The 16,112-nt window shown below is 72.7% G+C and carries 14 protein-coding genes and 1 riboswitch; of the genes, 5 read left to right on the forward strand and 9 right to left on the reverse strand.

Annotated elements, in window-relative coordinates; genetic code table 11:
• Positions 1 to 76: 76 nt before the first annotated feature.
• The 9 genes from NUM_RS04000 to NUM_RS04040 form a co-directional block, all read right to left on the reverse strand.
• Positions 77 to 2,179, reverse strand: coding sequence for an acyltransferase family protein (locus NUM_RS04000; RefSeq protein ID WP_207123175.1), 2,103 nt, complete (start codon positions 2,177 to 2,179; stop codon positions 77 to 79).
• 217 nt (positions 2,180 to 2,396) lie between these two features.
• Positions 2,397 to 2,897: a hypothetical protein gene (locus NUM_RS04005; RefSeq protein ID WP_207123176.1), complete on the reverse strand. Its 501-nt coding sequence runs from the start codon at positions 2,895 to 2,897 to the stop codon at positions 2,397 to 2,399.
• A 104-nt stretch (positions 2,898 to 3,001) separates the two neighbouring features.
• Positions 3,002 to 4,843 (reverse strand): gamma-glutamyltransferase family protein, encoded by a 1,842-nt coding sequence (locus NUM_RS04010; protein ID WP_207123177.1) that lies wholly within the window; start codon positions 4,841 to 4,843, stop codon positions 3,002 to 3,004.
• A gap of 11 nt (positions 4,844 to 4,854) precedes the next feature.
• Positions 4,855 to 5,838 (reverse strand): ABC transporter ATP-binding protein, encoded by a 984-nt coding sequence (locus NUM_RS04015; protein WP_207123178.1) that lies wholly within the window; start codon positions 5,836 to 5,838, stop codon positions 4,855 to 4,857.
• The gene (locus NUM_RS04020; protein ID WP_207123179.1) at positions 5,831 to 6,871 is read right to left on the reverse strand and encodes an ABC transporter ATP-binding protein; all 1,041 of its coding nucleotides are present in this window, start codon (positions 6,869 to 6,871) and stop codon (positions 5,831 to 5,833) included. Before NUM_RS04020 ends, NUM_RS04015 begins: the two co-directional genes overlap by 8 nt.
• On the reverse strand, positions 6,868 to 7,758 hold the full coding sequence (locus tag NUM_RS04025; RefSeq protein ID WP_225918316.1) for an ABC transporter permease: 891 nt from the start codon (positions 7,756 to 7,758) through the stop codon (positions 6,868 to 6,870). The genes NUM_RS04020 and NUM_RS04025 overlap by 4 nt, the downstream gene beginning before the upstream one ends.
• Positions 7,751 to 8,710: an ABC transporter permease gene (locus NUM_RS04030; protein WP_207123180.1), complete on the reverse strand. Its 960-nt coding sequence runs from the start codon at positions 8,708 to 8,710 to the stop codon at positions 7,751 to 7,753. The genes NUM_RS04025 and NUM_RS04030 overlap by 8 nt, the downstream gene beginning before the upstream one ends.
• Before the next feature lie 11 nt (positions 8,711 to 8,721).
• Positions 8,722 to 10,332, reverse strand: a complete 1,611-nt coding sequence (locus NUM_RS04035; RefSeq protein WP_207123181.1) for an ABC transporter substrate-binding protein — start codon at positions 10,330 to 10,332, stop codon at positions 8,722 to 8,724.
• A gap of 235 nt (positions 10,333 to 10,567) precedes the next feature.
• Complete coding sequence (locus tag NUM_RS04040; RefSeq protein ID WP_207123182.1) at positions 10,568 to 11,227, reverse strand: GntR family transcriptional regulator; 660 nt, start codon at positions 11,225 to 11,227, stop codon at positions 10,568 to 10,570.
• A gap of 157 nt (positions 11,228 to 11,384) precedes the next feature.
• Positions 11,385 to 11,453, forward strand: a riboswitch (cobalamin riboswitch).
• 113 nt (positions 11,454 to 11,566) lie between these two features.
• On the opposite strand from NUM_RS04040, the gene NUM_RS04045 reads away from it, so the two are divergent.
• The 5 genes from NUM_RS04045 to NUM_RS04065 all read left to right on the forward strand — a co-directional run bounded on the left by NUM_RS04045 (position 11,567) and on the right by NUM_RS04065 (position 16,094).
• On the forward strand, positions 11,567 to 12,511 hold the full coding sequence (locus NUM_RS04045; RefSeq protein ID WP_207123263.1) for an ABC transporter substrate-binding protein: 945 nt from the start codon (positions 11,567 to 11,569) through the stop codon (positions 12,509 to 12,511).
• Positions 12,442 to 13,542: a FecCD family ABC transporter permease gene (locus NUM_RS04050; protein WP_207123262.1), complete on the forward strand. Its 1,101-nt coding sequence runs from the start codon at positions 12,442 to 12,444 to the stop codon at positions 13,540 to 13,542. The genes NUM_RS04045 and NUM_RS04050 overlap by 70 nt, the downstream gene beginning before the upstream one ends.
• Positions 13,543 to 13,592: 50 nt before the next feature.
• Complete coding sequence (locus tag NUM_RS04055; RefSeq protein WP_207123264.1) at positions 13,593 to 14,381, forward strand: ABC transporter ATP-binding protein; 789 nt, start codon at positions 13,593 to 13,595, stop codon at positions 14,379 to 14,381.
• A 282-nt stretch (positions 14,382 to 14,663) separates the two neighbouring features.
• Entirely contained in the window at positions 14,664 to 14,822 is a 159-nt protein-coding gene (locus tag NUM_RS04060) for a hypothetical protein (RefSeq protein WP_207123183.1), read from the forward strand.
• A gap of 81 nt (positions 14,823 to 14,903) precedes the next feature.
• Positions 14,904 to 16,094, forward strand: a complete 1,191-nt coding sequence (locus NUM_RS04065; RefSeq protein WP_207123184.1) for an NAD(P)/FAD-dependent oxidoreductase — start codon at positions 14,904 to 14,906, stop codon at positions 16,092 to 16,094.
• Positions 16,095 to 16,112 lie beyond the last annotated feature (18 nt).

The following is a 16,112-nucleotide window of genomic DNA, read 5'->3' on the forward strand; positions in this document are numbered from 1 at the left end:
ACTCCTTGATCGACGTCGTCGGGCGGGCACGGCTCCGTGATCGGCGCGGCGGGCGACGAGGACGGGGGCCGCGCCGTCAGGTCACCGTCGGGAGCTGGTGGGAGAGCCAGGTGGTGAGGGTACGGACGTAGGTGGCGGTCAGGTGCGCGTCGTTGCGGTAGACGATGACGTTGCCGATCACCGCCGGGCAGGTGCCGTCGCGGCACAGCATCGGGGCCACGTCGATCAACCGCACCCCCGGTACCTCGTCGGCGGCTTCGGAGTTGACCGGCTCGAAGTCCAGCGCCTCGCTCTCCGCGAAGGCGCAGTCGGTCAGGTCCCGCATCGACTTCGACACGCAGGACGGGATGTCGGTCGGCGGCCGCGGGTTGTCCTGCATCACCGCGACCTTCGCGCCGGTGTCGCGCAGCTCGTCGAGCGTCTTGACGTACCCGTCGCGCAGCGCGTCGGCGCTGGCGTCGTCGGTGAGCCGGTCGCCGTCCTCGACCACCGTCTCGGTCGCCCGGTTCCCGGTCACCACCAGCGCCGGGTGCTCGGCGTCGATCCGCTTCATCGCCGCGTCCCGGAACTCGTCGCACTCGCTGTACTCCCGCTTGAACTGACTGTTGTACGTGCTGACCTGCGCCGGCGTGCACGCCGCCTTGCCGAGCGCGACCAGCCGCCAGCCGCGGTCCTTCGCGATCGCGTTCATCGCCGCGAAGTACTGCAGCGCGTGGGAGTCGCCGTACAGCACGACGGTGGTGTCTCCGTCCGGGTCGCCGTACACGCAGTCGCCCGGGGTGCGGGTCTCCTTCTGCCGCACCAGGCAGTGGTCGTCCTGCGCCTGCCCGTCGTCCTGTACCGCCTTCGCCGGTACCGGTGCGAGCGCGCGGGCGGTGCGCTGCACCCCGTCGCCGTCCCTCAGCGCCTTCGCCCCGATCGCCTGCTGCGGCGACGCGAGCGGCACGGTCGGCACCGCGACCAGGGCGCCGAGGCCGACGAGTACCGACACGGCGGTGCAGGCGAGGCCGAGCGGCAGGGCGCGGCGCGGCCGGGCGAGCGCCTTCGCGTGCCGCAGCCGGTCCTCGACGAGGTGGTGGCTGATCGCGGCGGGGATGCCGGACAGCAGCACCACGACCGCGAGCTGGGACGGCGGCAGATCGCCCAGCCAGGCGGTGACCAGGGCGATCGCCGGCCAGTGCCAGAGGTACCAGGAGTAGGAGATGCGGCCGACGTAGCGCACCGGGGGCAGCGACAGCAGCCGTCCCGGGGCCGTGTCGACGACCGCCGTGCCGGCCGCGATGACCGCGACGGTACCGAGTACCGGCAGCAGCGCGGTGGTGCCCGGGAACGGGGTGTCGTCGCTGTACCCGACGATGGAGATCGCGATGGCGGCCAGGCCGAGCACCGCGGCCGGCGTGGCGAAGCGCCGGACCCGGCCGAACGCGGCGGCCGGGACCAGTGCGAGCAGCCCGCCGGCGGCGAGTTCCCAACCGCGGGTCAGGGTGGAGAAGTACGCGGCGCCGGCGGCATCGGCGACCTGCACGACGGCGTACGCGAACGAGGCGGCGGCGAGCATCCCGAGCGCCACGGCCAGCCGCGGCCGCAGCGCGACGTGCCGGTACCGGCACCACAGCACGACGGCGATCACCACGACCGGCCACACCAGGTAGAACTGCTCCTCGACGGCGAGTGACCAGAAGTGCTGCACCGGGCTGGCGTCCGCGCCGAGCGCCGAGTAGTCGACGGACTGGCCGGCCAGCCGCCAGTTGACGACGTACAGCCCGGCCGCGATCACGTCGGTGAACACCGACTTGCCGCCCACCGGCGACAGCACCCACCAGGACGCCACGACCACCGCGACCAGCACCGGGACCGTCAGCGGCAGCAACCGCTTGGCCCGCCGGGCGTAGAACGACGCCGCCGACACGGTGCCGCGCCGTTCCGCCTCCCGTACCAGCATGCCGGTGATGAGGAAGCCGGAGATGACGAAGAACACGTCGACGCCGACGTAGCCGCCGCCCAGCCGGACGATGCCGGCGTGGTAGCCGAGCACGGCCAGCACGGCGACCGCGCGCAGCCCCTCGACGTCCGGCCGGAACCGGTGCCGTTGGGCCGATTCCGGTGACGTCGTCTGCGCGGGGGTGGGCGCCGGCGCGGCGGACCGGTCGTTACTGGTCGATGTCTGCTGGACGTCCATGCCTCTCCGGTATCAACGCGGGATGTGTGACGGCTGAGCACTGGCTGACGACCGGGCATGCACTGCTCGGCGCCGTTCAGGTGCGCAGGACGCGGAGAAACCGGCGTGGGTACGGAGTGGAGGGCGAGGGGGATCGCATGGGTGGTGACATACCCGCGACGCCGCCTTCGCATGCGTCCCCGCCAGCGGTATCGGTCACATCGGGCAGCGCGGACGGTCAGGCGTCGTGCAGGTACTCCGCGGTGGCGCGGGAACGCAGCACGACCAGGCAGGCCACGGCGAGTATCGCCAGCACCACGTTGAGCGCCACCGACCCGGCGCCCAGCAGGTACGCGGTGCCGAGGTCGACGCCGTGGCCGATGCCGCTCGCGCTCAGCAGCGCGAGCGTGCCGGCCACGACCAGCGCCGCGGTCAGGTCGGCGATGACGAAGAACGCCATCTCGACGGTCAGCACCGTACGGGCCCAGCCACGCCGCCGCAGCGCCGCGACCAGGAACAGCACCGTCAACACGGTGACCAGCAGGTCGATGCCGTCACGGACCGCGACGCCGGTGTTCAGCCGGCCGAGCAGCGACTCGGAGACGTCGTCGGTCGAGCCGAACGAGGCGACGAACTGCGCGTGTCGGTGCAGCGCCTCCCGCACGTAGAACCAGTCCACCAGCAGGCTGACGATGGTCAGCAGCGCGCCGGTGAGCACCAGCGCGGACAGCCGGGTCAACCCGCGGCGCGGTGCGGCCCCGCCGGTACCGACCGGGGCCGCGGCCCGCGGTCTGCGGGCCGACTGCGTTGCCCGAGGTGCGTCACCGAGGACGCGGCCCGCGGTCAGCGACCGACGGCGTAGCCCTGGGCGCCGCGCGGGTTGGCGGCGGCGCGCAGGAAACCGGTACCGGGCCAGTCGGCGTCCCGGGCGACCGCGGACAGCCGACCGAGCGACCACGGCGGCTGCGGCTCGACCTGGTGGCCGCGGCGCCGCAGCTCGGCGACGGTCGCCGGGTCCATCCGGTCCTCGACCAGCAGCACGTTGGGCCGGCTGCCGCGCGGGTAGAACGACGACGGGAAGTGCATCGAGTGGAACATCGGCGCGTCGATCGCCTCCTGCAGGTTCAGTCCACTGTGGACGAGCGAGAGGAAGAAGTTGACGCTCCACTGGTCCTGCTGGTCGCCGCCGGGGGTGCCGAACGCGAGCCACGGCCGCCCGTCGCGGGTCGCGAACGACGGCGACAGCGTGGTTCGCGGCCGCGCGCCGGGACGCAGCGTGCCCGGCAGGCCGTCCTGCAGCCAGAACATCTGGCCGCGGGTACCGAGGCAGAAGCCGAGCGACGGGATCGTCGGCGAGGACTGCAGCCAGCCGCCGCTGGGCGTCGCCGACACCATGTTGCCCCACCGGTCGACCACGTCGAGGTGGCAGGTGTCGCCGTTGACCCGGCCGTTCGCGCCGGTCTGCGCCTCGCCGGGTTCGGGTGCGTCGGCGGCCGGCATCGCCACGGTCGGTTCGCCGACGCCGCCGACCACGCCGGACGCGGCGGTCGCGACGATCGGCTCCGGGTAGACCGGCAGCCGCGGGGTGCGCCCGGCCGGGCTGCCCGGCCGCAGCTCGCCGTTGGCGGTGGACCCGATCAGCCCGCGCCGCGCCTCGTTGTACGCACTGCCCAGCAGCGCGGTGAGCGGCACGTCGGCGAAGCGCGGATCGCCGTACCACGCCTCCCGGTCGGCGAACGCGAGCTTGGCCGACTCGGTCACGGTGTGGACGAACTCGGCCGGCGACGCCGCGTCCAGGTCGAACCCGCTCAGCAGCGCCAGCTGCTGCAGGAACACCGGCCCCTGGCCCCAACTGTCGGTCTTGAACACGGTGTGGCCGTGGTAGTCGATGCTGGCCGGCTCCTCCACCGTGGCTCGCCAGCTCGCCAGGTCGTCGCCGGTGAGCAGCCCGCCGTGCTCGGCGCCGGAGGTGTCCCGCCAGCCCCGGCCGGCGCAGAACGCCGCCACCGCCTCGGCCACGAACCCGTCGTACCAGGCGGATCGGGCCGCCTCGATCTCGCTCTCCCGGTGCGGCCCGTGCGCCTCGGCCTCGGCGACCACCTTCCGGTACGTGGCGGCCAGCACCGGGTTCGCGAACCGGCCACCGGCGACCGGTACCGCGCCGTCGGGCAGCCAGGTGGCGGCCGAGGTCGGCCAGTGGGCCCGGAACATCGGTGCCACGGTCTCGATCGTGTTCGCGATCCGCTCGATCACCGGGATGCCGTGCTCGGCGTAGAAGATCGCCGGCTCCAGCACGTCCCGCAGCCGCCAGGTGCCCCAGCGTTCCAGCATCAGCAGCCAGCCGCCGAACGCGCCGGGCACGGTCGCCGGCAGCAGCCCGGTGCCGGGCATCAGGTCGACGCCGAGGCCGCGGACCGACTCGACGGTCGCCGCGGCCGGCGCCACGCCCTGCCCGCACACCACCGAGACCTTCTGCTCGGCCTCCGGCCAGACCAGCGCTGGTACCTCGCCGCCGGGGCCGTTCAGGTGTGGCTCGACGACCTGCAGCACGAAGCCGGCGGTGACCGCGGCGTCGAACGCGTTGCCGCCGCGCTCCAGCACGCTCATCCCGGCGGCCGACGCCAACCAGTGCGTACTGGCCACCATGCCGTGATCGCCGGACAACTCGGGCCGGGTGGTGAACATCGATGTCCTCTCTACTGCGCGAGGGTCGGAACCGAGTCCTCGGTCACCAGGTGGCAGGCCACCGGATGATCGGGGGCGCGGACCGGCGTCAGGCTCGGCACCACGGTGGCACACCGGTCGACCGCGACCGGGCAGCGGGTGTGGAACCGGCAGCCGGACGGCGGCGTCAACGGCGACGGTACGTCGCCGGACAGCACCACCCGCCGCCGGCCGCGCTGCGCCGCCGGGTCCGGTACCGGTGCCGCCGACAGCAGCGCCTTGGTGTACGGATGCTGCGGGTCGGTGAAGATCTGCTCGCGCGGGCCGGATTCGACCACGGTGCCCAGGTACATCACCGCGATCCGGTCGGCGAGGAACTCGACCACGGACAGGTCGTGCGTGATGAACAGGCAGGAGAACCCCATGTCCCGCTGCAGGTCGGTGAGCAGGTTGAGCACCGACGCCTGCACCGACACGTCCAGCGCGCTGACCGGCTCGTCCGCGACCACCAGCTTCGGCTCGCAGACCAGCGCGCGGGCCAGGCCGACCCGCTGGCGCTGCCCGCCGGACAGTTCGTGCGGGTACCGGTGCCGCATCTGGGCGCGCAGCCCGACCCGCTCCAGCATCTCGCAGACCTTCTCGGTGGCCGCCCGGCCGGACGCGATGCCGTGCTGGCGCAACGGTTCCGCGACGATCTGGCCGATGGAGAACCGCGGGTTGAGCGACGAGTACGGGTCCTGGAAGACGATGTGCACGTCCCGGCGCAACGGTCGCATGCCCCGGCGGGACAGGTGGGTGACGTCGGTACCGTCGAACACGATCCGGCCCGAGGTGGGTTCGGTCAGCCGCAGGATGCACTTGCCGACGGTCGACTTGCCGGAACCGGACTCGCCGACCAGGCCGAGCACCTCGCCGGGGCCGATCGACAGCGAGACGCCGTCCACCGCGTGCACCGTCCGGCCGCGACCGGACGGGTAGTGCTTGACCAGGTCGGTGACGGTGAGCAGGTCAGGCATCGACGGCCTCCACAGTGGACAGTCCGGGATGGAAGCAGGCGGCGAGGTGCCCGTCCCCGTCGCCCTGGCGGTCGAGGCTCGGCCGGGACGCCGTGCAGTCGTCGGCGGCGATCGGGCAGCGGGGCGCGAACGGGCACTCGTCCGGATCCGAGTACGGCGCGGGCACCATGCCGGGGATCTCCCGCAGGCGGCGCCGCTGCGTACCGTCCAGGCGGGCGGCGCTGGGCAGCGCGCCGAGCAGCCCGCGGGTGTAGGGATGCAGCGGCCGGGCGAACAGCTCGGTCACCTCGGCCTGCTCGACGATGCGCCCCGCGTACATCACCGCGACCCGGTCGGCGATGTCCGCCACCACCCCGAGATCGTGCGTGATCAGCACGATCGCGGTACCGAGCCGGTCCCGCAGCGAGCGGAACACGTCGAGCACACCAGCCTGGATCGTCACGTCCAGCGCGGTGGTCGGCTCGTCCGCGATCAGGATCCGCGGCTCGCAGGCGACCGCGATGGCGATCATCACCCGCTGCCGCATGCCGCCGGACAGCTGGTGCGGGTACTCCTTGAGCCGGCCGGCCGGGTCCGGGATGCCGACCAGTTCCAGCAGCTCGACGGCGCGGGCGCGGGCCGCGCGGCGGGACAGCTTCTCGTGCCGGTGCAACACCTCGGTGATCTGGAAGCCGACCGTGAACGACGGGTTGAGCGAGGTCATCGGCTCCTGGAACACCACCGAGACGTCCGAACCGCGCAGCGCGCGCAGCTCCGACGCGTTGAGCTGCACCAGATCCCGGCCGTCCAGCCGGACCGCACCGGACACCCGCGCGGTCGGCGGCAGCAGCCGCGGTACCGACATCGCGGTGACCGACTTGCCGGAGCCGGACTCGCCGCACAGCGCCAGGATCTCGCCCGGCGCCAGGGTCAGCGACACGCCCTTGACCGCCTGCACGAGACCGTCCTCGGTGCCGAACGAGACGTGCAGGTCCTCCACCGACAACAACGGGGTACCGGCACGCCGACCGGCCGCGCTGCGCTGCTGAGTCATCGGGCGCTCCTGGGATCGATCACGTCGCGAAGGCCGTCGCCGAGCAGGTTGAACCCGAGCGTGGTCACCGCGATCATCACGCCGGGCCACACCGCGAGCCACGGCGCCTGGGACAGGAACTGTTGTGCGGTGGTCAGCATGACGCCCCAGGACGGGGTCGGCGGCTGCACGCCGAGGCCGAGGAACGACAGCGTCGCCTCGCCGATGATCGCCGCCGGGATCGCGACCGTCGCCTGCACGATCAGCGCGTTGGCGGCGTTCGGCAGCACGTACCGGAACAGGATCGTGGCGTCGTTCGCGCCGTCGGCGATCGCGCCGGCGACGAAGTCCTGCTCCCGTACCGACAGCACCTCGCCGCGGGTGATCCGGACGATCGCCGGGATCTGCGAGACGCCGAGCGCGAACACCACGTTGCGCAGCGACGGGCCGAGGATCGCCGCCAGGCCGACCGCGAACACCAGGAACGGGAACGACAGGACGACGTCGACGGCGCGCATCACGACCGAGTCGAGGTAGCGCCGGTAGAACCCGGCGACCAGGCCGATCGGGATGCCGACCACCATCGCCAGCGCCGTGGACAGCACGCCCGCTTCCAGCGAAACCCTTGCCCCGGAGGCGATCCGGGCCAGCTGGTCGCGGCCGAGGTCGTCGGTACCGAGCAGGTGCGCGCCGGACGGCGCACCGAGCACGTCGTCGAAGTGCACCGCCGTCGGGTCGCCGAACAGCGCCGGCCCGAGCAGCGCCAGCAGCAGGAACAGCACGACCAGGATCAGCCCGGTCAGCGACATCGGCTTGCGGTAGAACCGGCGCCACATCCGCCGCCACCGGTCGGACCGGCCGGCCACGGCGACCGCCGCGGGCGCCGGGGTCGTGAGCACGTCAGCCATTGGTCGCTCCCGCCAGCCGGATCCGCGGATTCAGCGCCGCGTAGGCGACGTCGACGAGCAGGTTGACCACGATGTACCCGACGACGGTCACCAGCACGACCGCCTCGATCACCGGGTAGTTGCGGGTCAGCACCGCGTCGACGGTCAGCTTGCCGAAACCGGGGATGACGAAGATCTGTTCGGTCACCACCGCGCCGGAGATCAGGCCGCCCAGTTGCAGGCCCAGTACGGTGACGACGGTGGTGAGGCTGTTGCGCAGCGCGTGCACGCCGACCACCCGCGGCCCGGACAACCCCTTGGACCGCGCGGTACGCACGTAGTCGGCGGACAGCGCGCCGAGCATCGCGGATCTGGTCTGCCGCATGAGCACCGCGGCAAACCCGGTGCCGAGCACCACCGCCGGCAGGATCATCCGTTCCAGGTTCTGCGCCGGGTTCTCGCTGAACGGCACGTAACCGGAGGCCGGCAGCCAGCGCAGCTTCACCGCGAACAGCAGGATCGCGAGCAGCCCCAGCCAGAAGTGCGGTACCGACAGCCCGAGCAGCCCGAAGCCGGTCGCGGTGTAGTCGGAGAACTTGCCCCGCCGGGCCGCCGCGATCGTCCCGAACAGCACGCCGACGACGATGGCCACGAGCATCGCCAGTACCGCGAGCTCCAGCGTCACCGGGATCCGGTTCGCCAGGATCTGGCTGACCGGCAGCTTGTCCTGGGTGGACTGGCCGAGGTCGCCCGTGACCAGGTGCTTGAGGTAGTCGAAGTACTGCACCGGCAGCGGCTTGTCCAGCCCGTACTGCTCCCGGATCGACGCGATCACCTGCGGTGTCGGGTTCTCGCCGGCCAGCACCACGGCCGGGTCGCCGGGCAGCGCGCGGACGCCGAGGAACACCACGACGCTCGCGATCAGCACCACGATCACGGCCGCGCCGAGGCGGCGCAGCAGATACCAACCCATCGTCCTGCCACCTACTTCGCAAAGCCCGCGGTCTCGAACCGCGGAATGCCGTCGGAGTAGTACCGGATGCCTGCCACGTTCGCCGCGGTACCGAGGAAGTAGCGCTCGTGGTACAGGTAGATGATTCCGTTGAGCTCGTGCTCGCGCGCGATCACCTTGCTGTACAGGGCGCGTCGCTGCGCGATGTCGGTGGTCGCGGCGGCGGCGTGCACGCCGTTGTCGATCACCGGGTCGTGCATCCCGCTGTAGTTGTTCGAGCCGCCCGAGGTGGCCAGGTCGTTGATGTCGCCGTCCGGGTCGACCCGGCCGGACCAGCCGACCTGGATCGTGTCGAACTTGCCTTCCCGGGCCTGGTTGAGCGTGGTGACGAACTCGCCCGGTACCACCTTGACGGCGAAGCCGGCCTCCTTGGCCATCGCCTGGATCACCTGGCCGAGCCGCTCGGAGACCGGGTCGGCGGTCAGCGACAGCGTCACCGGGATCGGGGTCTTCACCCCCGACCGCTCGACCAGCTGGCGCGCCTTGGCCAGGTCGCGCTTCGGGCAGGTCGCCTTCGGATCCCGGTACGGGGAGCCCTTCGGCAGCGGTGAGCAGTCCGGGTCGTACAGGCCGTTGAAGACGACCCGGTTGATCACGTCGCGGTCCAGCGACAGCGCGAACGCCTCGCGCAGTTCGGGATGCTGGGCGAGCGGCGTGTGCACCGTGCCCGGCTTCTTGTCCGTGCCGTGCACGTTGGACGTGTTGATCGTGATGCCCTGGTAGCTGATGCCGCCGCCGGGCAGGATCTTCAGGCTCTTGTCCGCCGACAGGGTGCCGACGTCCGAGGTCGCGAGCCGTTCCGCCACCTGGATGTCGCCGGACTGCAGGTTCGCCGACCGCACGTTCGCGTCGGTGACGATCTTGTAGACCAGCTCGTCCAGCTTCACCTTGGCCTTGTCGTAGTAGTACGGCGACTTCTTCAGCACGATCTGGCTGCCGGAGGTGCGGCTGACGAACGAGAACGGGCCGACGCACTGCGGATGCGCGCCGAAGTTCTTGCCGTACTTGCGCAGCGCGGCCGGCGACATGATCATCCCGGCCCGGTCGGCCAGCTGCGCGGCGAGCGGGGCGAACGGGCGGCTGAGGTGCAGCCGTACCGTGTGGTCGTCGACCACCTCGACCGACGTGACCGCGCCGAGCTCGCTCTTGCGCGACGAGGTCGGCAGCGTCAGGTCACGCATCAGGGTGGTCCGCACCGCCTGCGCGTCCATGGTGGTGCCGTCGTTGAACTTCAGCCCCTGCCGCAGCGCGATCGTGGCGGTCCGGTCGTGGTCGGACAGCTTCGGCAGGGCGGCGGCGAGCTGCGGGACGATCTTCAGGTTCTCGTCCACGTCGTAGAGCTTCTCGCACATGCTGGCGAACACCTCGCGGGCGACGAAGGTGTTCGCGGTGGTCGGGTCGAGCGCGTCGGGATCCTGGGAGAGGGCGACGGTGAGCGTGCCGCCGTCGCGTACCGGCCGGGCGTCGAACGGCGCCGTCCCGGTGAGTTGCTTGCCGACGCTGGTCTCGGTGCCCGAGCAGGCCGCCGCCGTCAACAGCAGCGGGACGACCGCCAGCGCGGCCATCAGCCGACGGGTACGCATGGGGGACTCCTCGAACCTCGGGGGTGTGCCGCGCCACTCGGGTCGCCGCGCAACGGCTTCTGTATACAGGATCCAAGTGGCACCACCAGGATCTTCCTACTATGTGAGCATCGTCGCGACGCCAGGCGATCCTCGCGTCACGCACAGCCACGTCAGCCGTGCCGACCGCGGTCCAGTCCTGCCGGACGGCGCACACCGTGGCTCGGCAACGCCACGAGCGACGGCGCGGGCGCGGTCAGGTGGCGGGCTGGGCCGCGACGTGCGACAGGTACGAGCGGCGCGCGGCGGCCACGTGCGCGACCGCGAGCGCCTGCGCGGACTCCTCGTCGCCGGCCGCGATCGCCGCGTAGATCCGCTCGTGCTCGGTCAGCGACTCGCCGGCCCGGGTGTACGCGGTCTGCAGGAACACCCACTGCGCGCGCCGCAGCAACGGACCGACCAGCTGGTGCAGGTGCTCGTTGCCGGAGGCGGCGGCCACCTCGGTGTGGAACCGGGTGTTCAGGTCCGCGACCGCACCCACCTGGTCGGCGTCGCGCTGGTCGTCCAGCACGGTACGCAGCCGGGCCAGCGCCGCGCCGTCCCGCCGCCGGGCCGCCAGCCGCGCGGCCAGCCCCTCCAGCGCCATCCGGATGTCGAACAGCTCCTCGGCGTGCGCCGGCCGCGGCCGGGCGACCGCGGCACCGCGTCGCGGCGCGACCTCGACCAGCCCCTCGGTGGCGAGCACCCGGATCGCCTCCCGGACCGGGTTGCGGGACACGCCGAGGTCCTCGGCCAGCCGGTCCTCGACCAGCCGTTCGCCCGGAGGCAGCAGCCCGGTCAGGATCCGCTGGCGGATCTCGTCGGTGACCAGATCGCGCAGCGGGACATGGGACGAACCCAGCGTGTGCTCGGACATGATCTGCATACGGTATGCAATCCGCGCCACGAATGCTCGTGCGGCCCGCCATCTGGACACCCACCACCCGGCACCACCGCAGGTCACCCGGGCCGCTGTGGCGGGGAGCACGGCAGCGGGAGTGCGCTACCGTCTCCTCGGACCGTGTCGAAGCGAAGCCGGTGCGAACCCGGCGCTGTCCCGCAACTGTGATGACCGGCCCCCTCCCGGGGCGGTACGAGCCAGGTCGCCTGCGGCATCGGTCGCGTCATGCGCTTGCGAGGAACGGGCGCCCCGCAGACAGCTCCCTGTCGGCGACAGCCGTTCTTCGACCGACAGGAGGAAGAGATGAGAGCTTCGCTGCGCCGGGTCGCCCCGGCGCTGGTGGCGCTGACCGCCGCGGCGGTCGCGCTGGCCGGCTGCGGTTCGTCCGGCTCCACCGGCAGCAGCGCCGGTGCGAGCGCGTCCGCCGGCACCGGCTCGTTCCCGGTCACGGTGAAGGGCTCCGGCGGCAGCGTCACCGTCGACGCACGGCCCAGCCACATCGTGTCGCTGTCCCCGACCACCACCGAGATGCTGTACTCGATCGGCGCCGGCAGCCAGGTGAAGGCGGTCGACGACCAGTCGAACCACCCGGCGAAGGCGCCGCGCACCAAGCTGTCCGGGTTCAAGCCGAACGTCGAGGCGATCGCCGGGTACGACCCCGACCTGGTGGTGCTGTCCTACAGCTCCGGCGACGTGGTCAAGAGCCTGCAGAAGCTGAAGATCCCGGTGTACGTGGCGGCCGCCGCGACCACGATCGACGACAGCTACCGGGAGATCACCGACCTCGGCACGCTGACCGGGCACACCGACGGCGCGGCGAGCACCGTCAGGAAGATGAAGGCCGGCATCGCCAAGGCCGAGCAGGGCCTGCCGAAGCCCGGCACCAAGCTCAGCTACTACTACGAGCTCGACCCGCAGCTGCACACGGCGACCAGCAAGACGTTCGTCGGGTCGCTGCTGGCGCCGCTCGGGCTGACCAACATCGCGGACAAGGCGGACAAGGGCAACACCGGCTACCCGCAGCTGTCCAAGGAGTACCTGATCGAGGCCGACCCCGACCTGGTGTTCCTGGCCGACACGAAGTGCTGCGCGGCGTCCGCCGCCACCGTCGGCAAGCGGCCCGGCTGGAACACCCTGACCGCCGTCAAGGACAAGCACGTGTACGGGCTGGACGACGACATCGCGTCCCGCTGGGGTCCGCGCGTCGTGCAGCTGGTGCAGGCCGCCGCCAACGCCGTCCAGGCGGTACCGGCGAAGTGACCAGCCGGCTGCGGCTGCGCTGGGTGGCCGTCGGGGTCGTCGCGGTGCTGGTGGCGCTGGTCGCCGGTCTCGCCTTCGGCCCGGTGTCGCTGTCGCCGGTCGACGTGGTCACCGACCTGGTGCACCACCTGACCGGCGGCGCGGTACCGACCGGGCTGTCCGCCCGGGACGACGCCATCCTGACCCAGCTTCGGCTGCCCCGGGTCGTGCTCGGGCTGCTGGTCGGCGCGCTGCTCGCGCTGTCCGGCGGCTGCTACCAGGGGGTGTTCCGCAACCCGCTGGCCGACCCGTACCTGCTCGGGGTGGCGGCCGGGGCCGGCCTCGGCGCCACCGCGGTCATCGTGCTGCGGCCGGGCTCGACGGTGACCGCGCCGCTGCTGATCCCGCTCGCCGCATTCGTCGGCGCGCTCGCCGCAGTCGCCGGTACCTACCTGCTCGGCGCGGCGGGCGCCCGGTTCCGGTCGACGGTGACGCTGATCCTCGCCGGGGTGGCGATCGCCGCGTTCTGCACCGCGATCCAGACCTACCTGCTGCAGGCGCACAGCGACACCATCCAGGAGGTGTACTCCTGGCTGCTCGGTCAGCTCACCGTCTCCGGCTGGCACGAGGTGCTGATGCTGCTGCCGTACGCGGTGGTCACCTCGGTGGTGGTGCTGTCCCAGCGGCGCGCGCTGGACGTGCTCAGCGTCGGCGACGAGGAGGCGGCGAGTCTCGGCCTGCACCCGCAGCGGGTCCGGCTGCTCCTGGTCCTCGCCGCGACGCTCGGTACCGCCGCCGCCGTCGCGGTGTCCGGCCTGATCGGGTTCGTCGGCATCATCGTGCCGCACGCGGTACGACTGGTCGCCGGGTCGAGCTACCGGATCATCCTGCCGCTGTCGCTGCTGTTCGGTGCCGCGTTCCTGGCGCTCGCCGACCTGCTCGCCCGTACCGTGCAGGCGCCGGCGGAGATCCCGATCGGCGTGGTGACGGCGTTCTTCGGCGCCCCGTTCTTCGTCGTCGTCCTGCGCACCACCAGGCGGGTGGCGCCGTGACCGCCGGCGAGGCGACGGCACCGGAGCCCGGCGCGACGGCGCCCGACGCGATGGTGTCCGCGCGCGGGATCGGCGTCCGGATCGGTGCCGCCACCCTGCTGTCCGAGGTGGACATCGACGTCGCGGCCGGCGAGTGGCTGACCGTCATCGGGCCCAACGGGGCCGGCAAGTCCACTCTGCTGCGGGTGCTGGCCGGGCTGCTGCCGGCGACCGGCGAGGTCCGGATCGACGGCACCCCGGTCACCTCGCTGCGCCGCCGCGACCGGGCCCGGCAGATCGCCCTCGTCGCCCAGGATCCGGTGGTACCGCCGGGCATGTCGGTGTTCGACTACGCGATGCTCGGCCGCACCCCGTACATCCCGCCGCTGGCCGCCGAGAGCGCCGCCGACCTGGCCGCGGTACGCGACGTGCTGGCACGGCTCGACCTCACCGGACTCACCGACCGGGAACTGTCCACCCTGTCCGGTGGCGAACGGCAGCGGGTGTTCCTGGCCCGCGCGCTCGCCCAGGGCGCCCGGCTGCTGCTGCTCGACGAACCGACCAGCGCGCTGGACATCGGCCACCAGCAGGACGTACTGGAACTCGTCGACGAGCTGCGCGCCACCGGGTCGGACGACGATCCGCTCACCGTCGTCGCCACGATGCACGACCTGTCCGTCGCCGGCGAGTACGCCGACCGGATCCTGCTGCTCGCCGGCGGTCGCCGGGTCGCGCTGGGCCCGCCGGCCGAGGTGCTCACCGAGGACCTGCTCGCCACCCACTACCGGGCCCGGGTCCGGGTCGTCGACGGCGACCACGGCCCCCTGGTCGTCCCGGTCCGCCGCGCGCGCCGGCCCTGAGCCGCCCGCACCGAACCTGCGCCCGCCCGGGCGCCGCGGACCGAACCTGCGCCCGCCCCGGGGCGCCGCGGACCGAACCTGCGCCCGCCCGGGCGCCGCGGACCGCCGGGTCGAACTCTGCCAGGCCCGGCGGCTCCCGGTCGCAGCGGGCTGAGCTGCGGGTACGTGCGCGGCATCACGGCAGGCGGGCAAAACCGGGCGCTGGCACGAAACGTGGATTCGCACAGACCGTCGCCGTCCCACCCTGGGGGCATACCGGATGAACGATGAGCGAGGTGCACGATGACCGCCACGATGACCAACACCACGAACCGGACCCGTACCGCGCGACTCGCGCCGGCGGTGCCGCACCAGCGTGGCGGCGGCGGCCGCACCGAGCCCAACCCGTACGTCTCGCGGCGCCGGATCGAGTTCTCCGCCGGCGGCTTCGTCTGGCGCTGAGCCACTCAGCCGCGTCACGTTTCGTTCCGGCGTCTCGTCCGAGGGGTGAAGCCTTCTTCGACGAAGGGACGAGGGGGAACGATGACAACTCAGGTGGCCATTGTCGGGGCCGGCTACGCCGGGCTCGCGGCGGCGAGCCGACTGGCCCGCCGGACCCGTGGCCGGGACGTGCGGATCCAGCTGATCAACGCCGGCCCCGACTTCGTGGAACGGATCCGGCTGCACCAGGTCGCCGCCGGTACCGGCACCGCCGCCCGGCCGCTCGCCGGCCTGCTGTCCGGTACCGGGGTCGGTGTCCGGGTCGGTACGGTCGAGGCGATCGACCTGGCCGCCGGCACCTTGCGGATGTCCGACGGCGGACCGGTCGGTTACGACACCCTCGTGTACGCGGTGGGCAGCCAGACCCGCACCGACGCCGTGCCGGGCGTCGCCGAGCACGCGTACCGGCTCGACGGGCCGGTCACGGAGCGACTCGCGGCGGCGTTGCGCCGGGCGACCGGCACCGTCGTGGTGTGCGGCGGCGGGCTCACCGGGATCGAGGCGGCCAGCGAGATCGCCGAGGCGTACCCGCGGCTGGCGGTGACGTTGGCCACCCGCGGCCGGATCGCGCCGACCGTCTCCGACCGGACCCGCCGGCACCTCGCCGGTGGGCTGCGCCGGCTCGGCGTGCAGGTCCGGGAGAACACCCCGGTCGCCGCGGTCGAACCCGGCGCGGTGACGCTCGCCGGCGGCGACACGTTGCCGGCGGACGTGGCGGTGTGGTGCGGCTCGTTCGTCGCGCCGGCGCTCGCCGCCGACGCCGGGCTGCCCACCGACGCGGCCGGGCGGATCCCGGTCGACCCCACGATGCGGGTACCGGGCCATCCCGAGGTGTACGCGATCGGCGACGCCGCGGCGATCGACATGCCGTGGGGAGTGCCCCGGATGTCCTGCCAGGCCGGCCTGCCGACCGGGCTGTACGCCGCGGACGCGGTCGCCGCGCGGCTCGCCGGCCGTGACCCCAAGCCGTACCGGTACCGCTTCATGGACCTGTGCATCAGCCTCGGCCGCAAGGACGGGGTGGTCCAGGTGGTACGCCCGGACGACCGCGCCACCGGGTTGCTGATGGCCGGTCGGTCCGGCGCGGTCGGCAAGGAGGCGGTCTGCCGTGCCGCCGCCTGGGCGGCCGGCAGCGGTGCGCTGTCCACCGGCATGCTCTACCCGCTGGCGCGCTCCCCGCGCCCGGCACCGGTCGCCGCGGCAGCCGACTCGCCGGCGACGCTGCCCAGCTGATCCCGCCGGTGTCGGGCC

It is taken from the genome of Actinocatenispora comari, assembly GCF_017312725.1.
Lineage (GTDB): Bacteria > Actinomycetota > Actinomycetes > Mycobacteriales > Micromonosporaceae > Actinocatenispora > Actinocatenispora comari.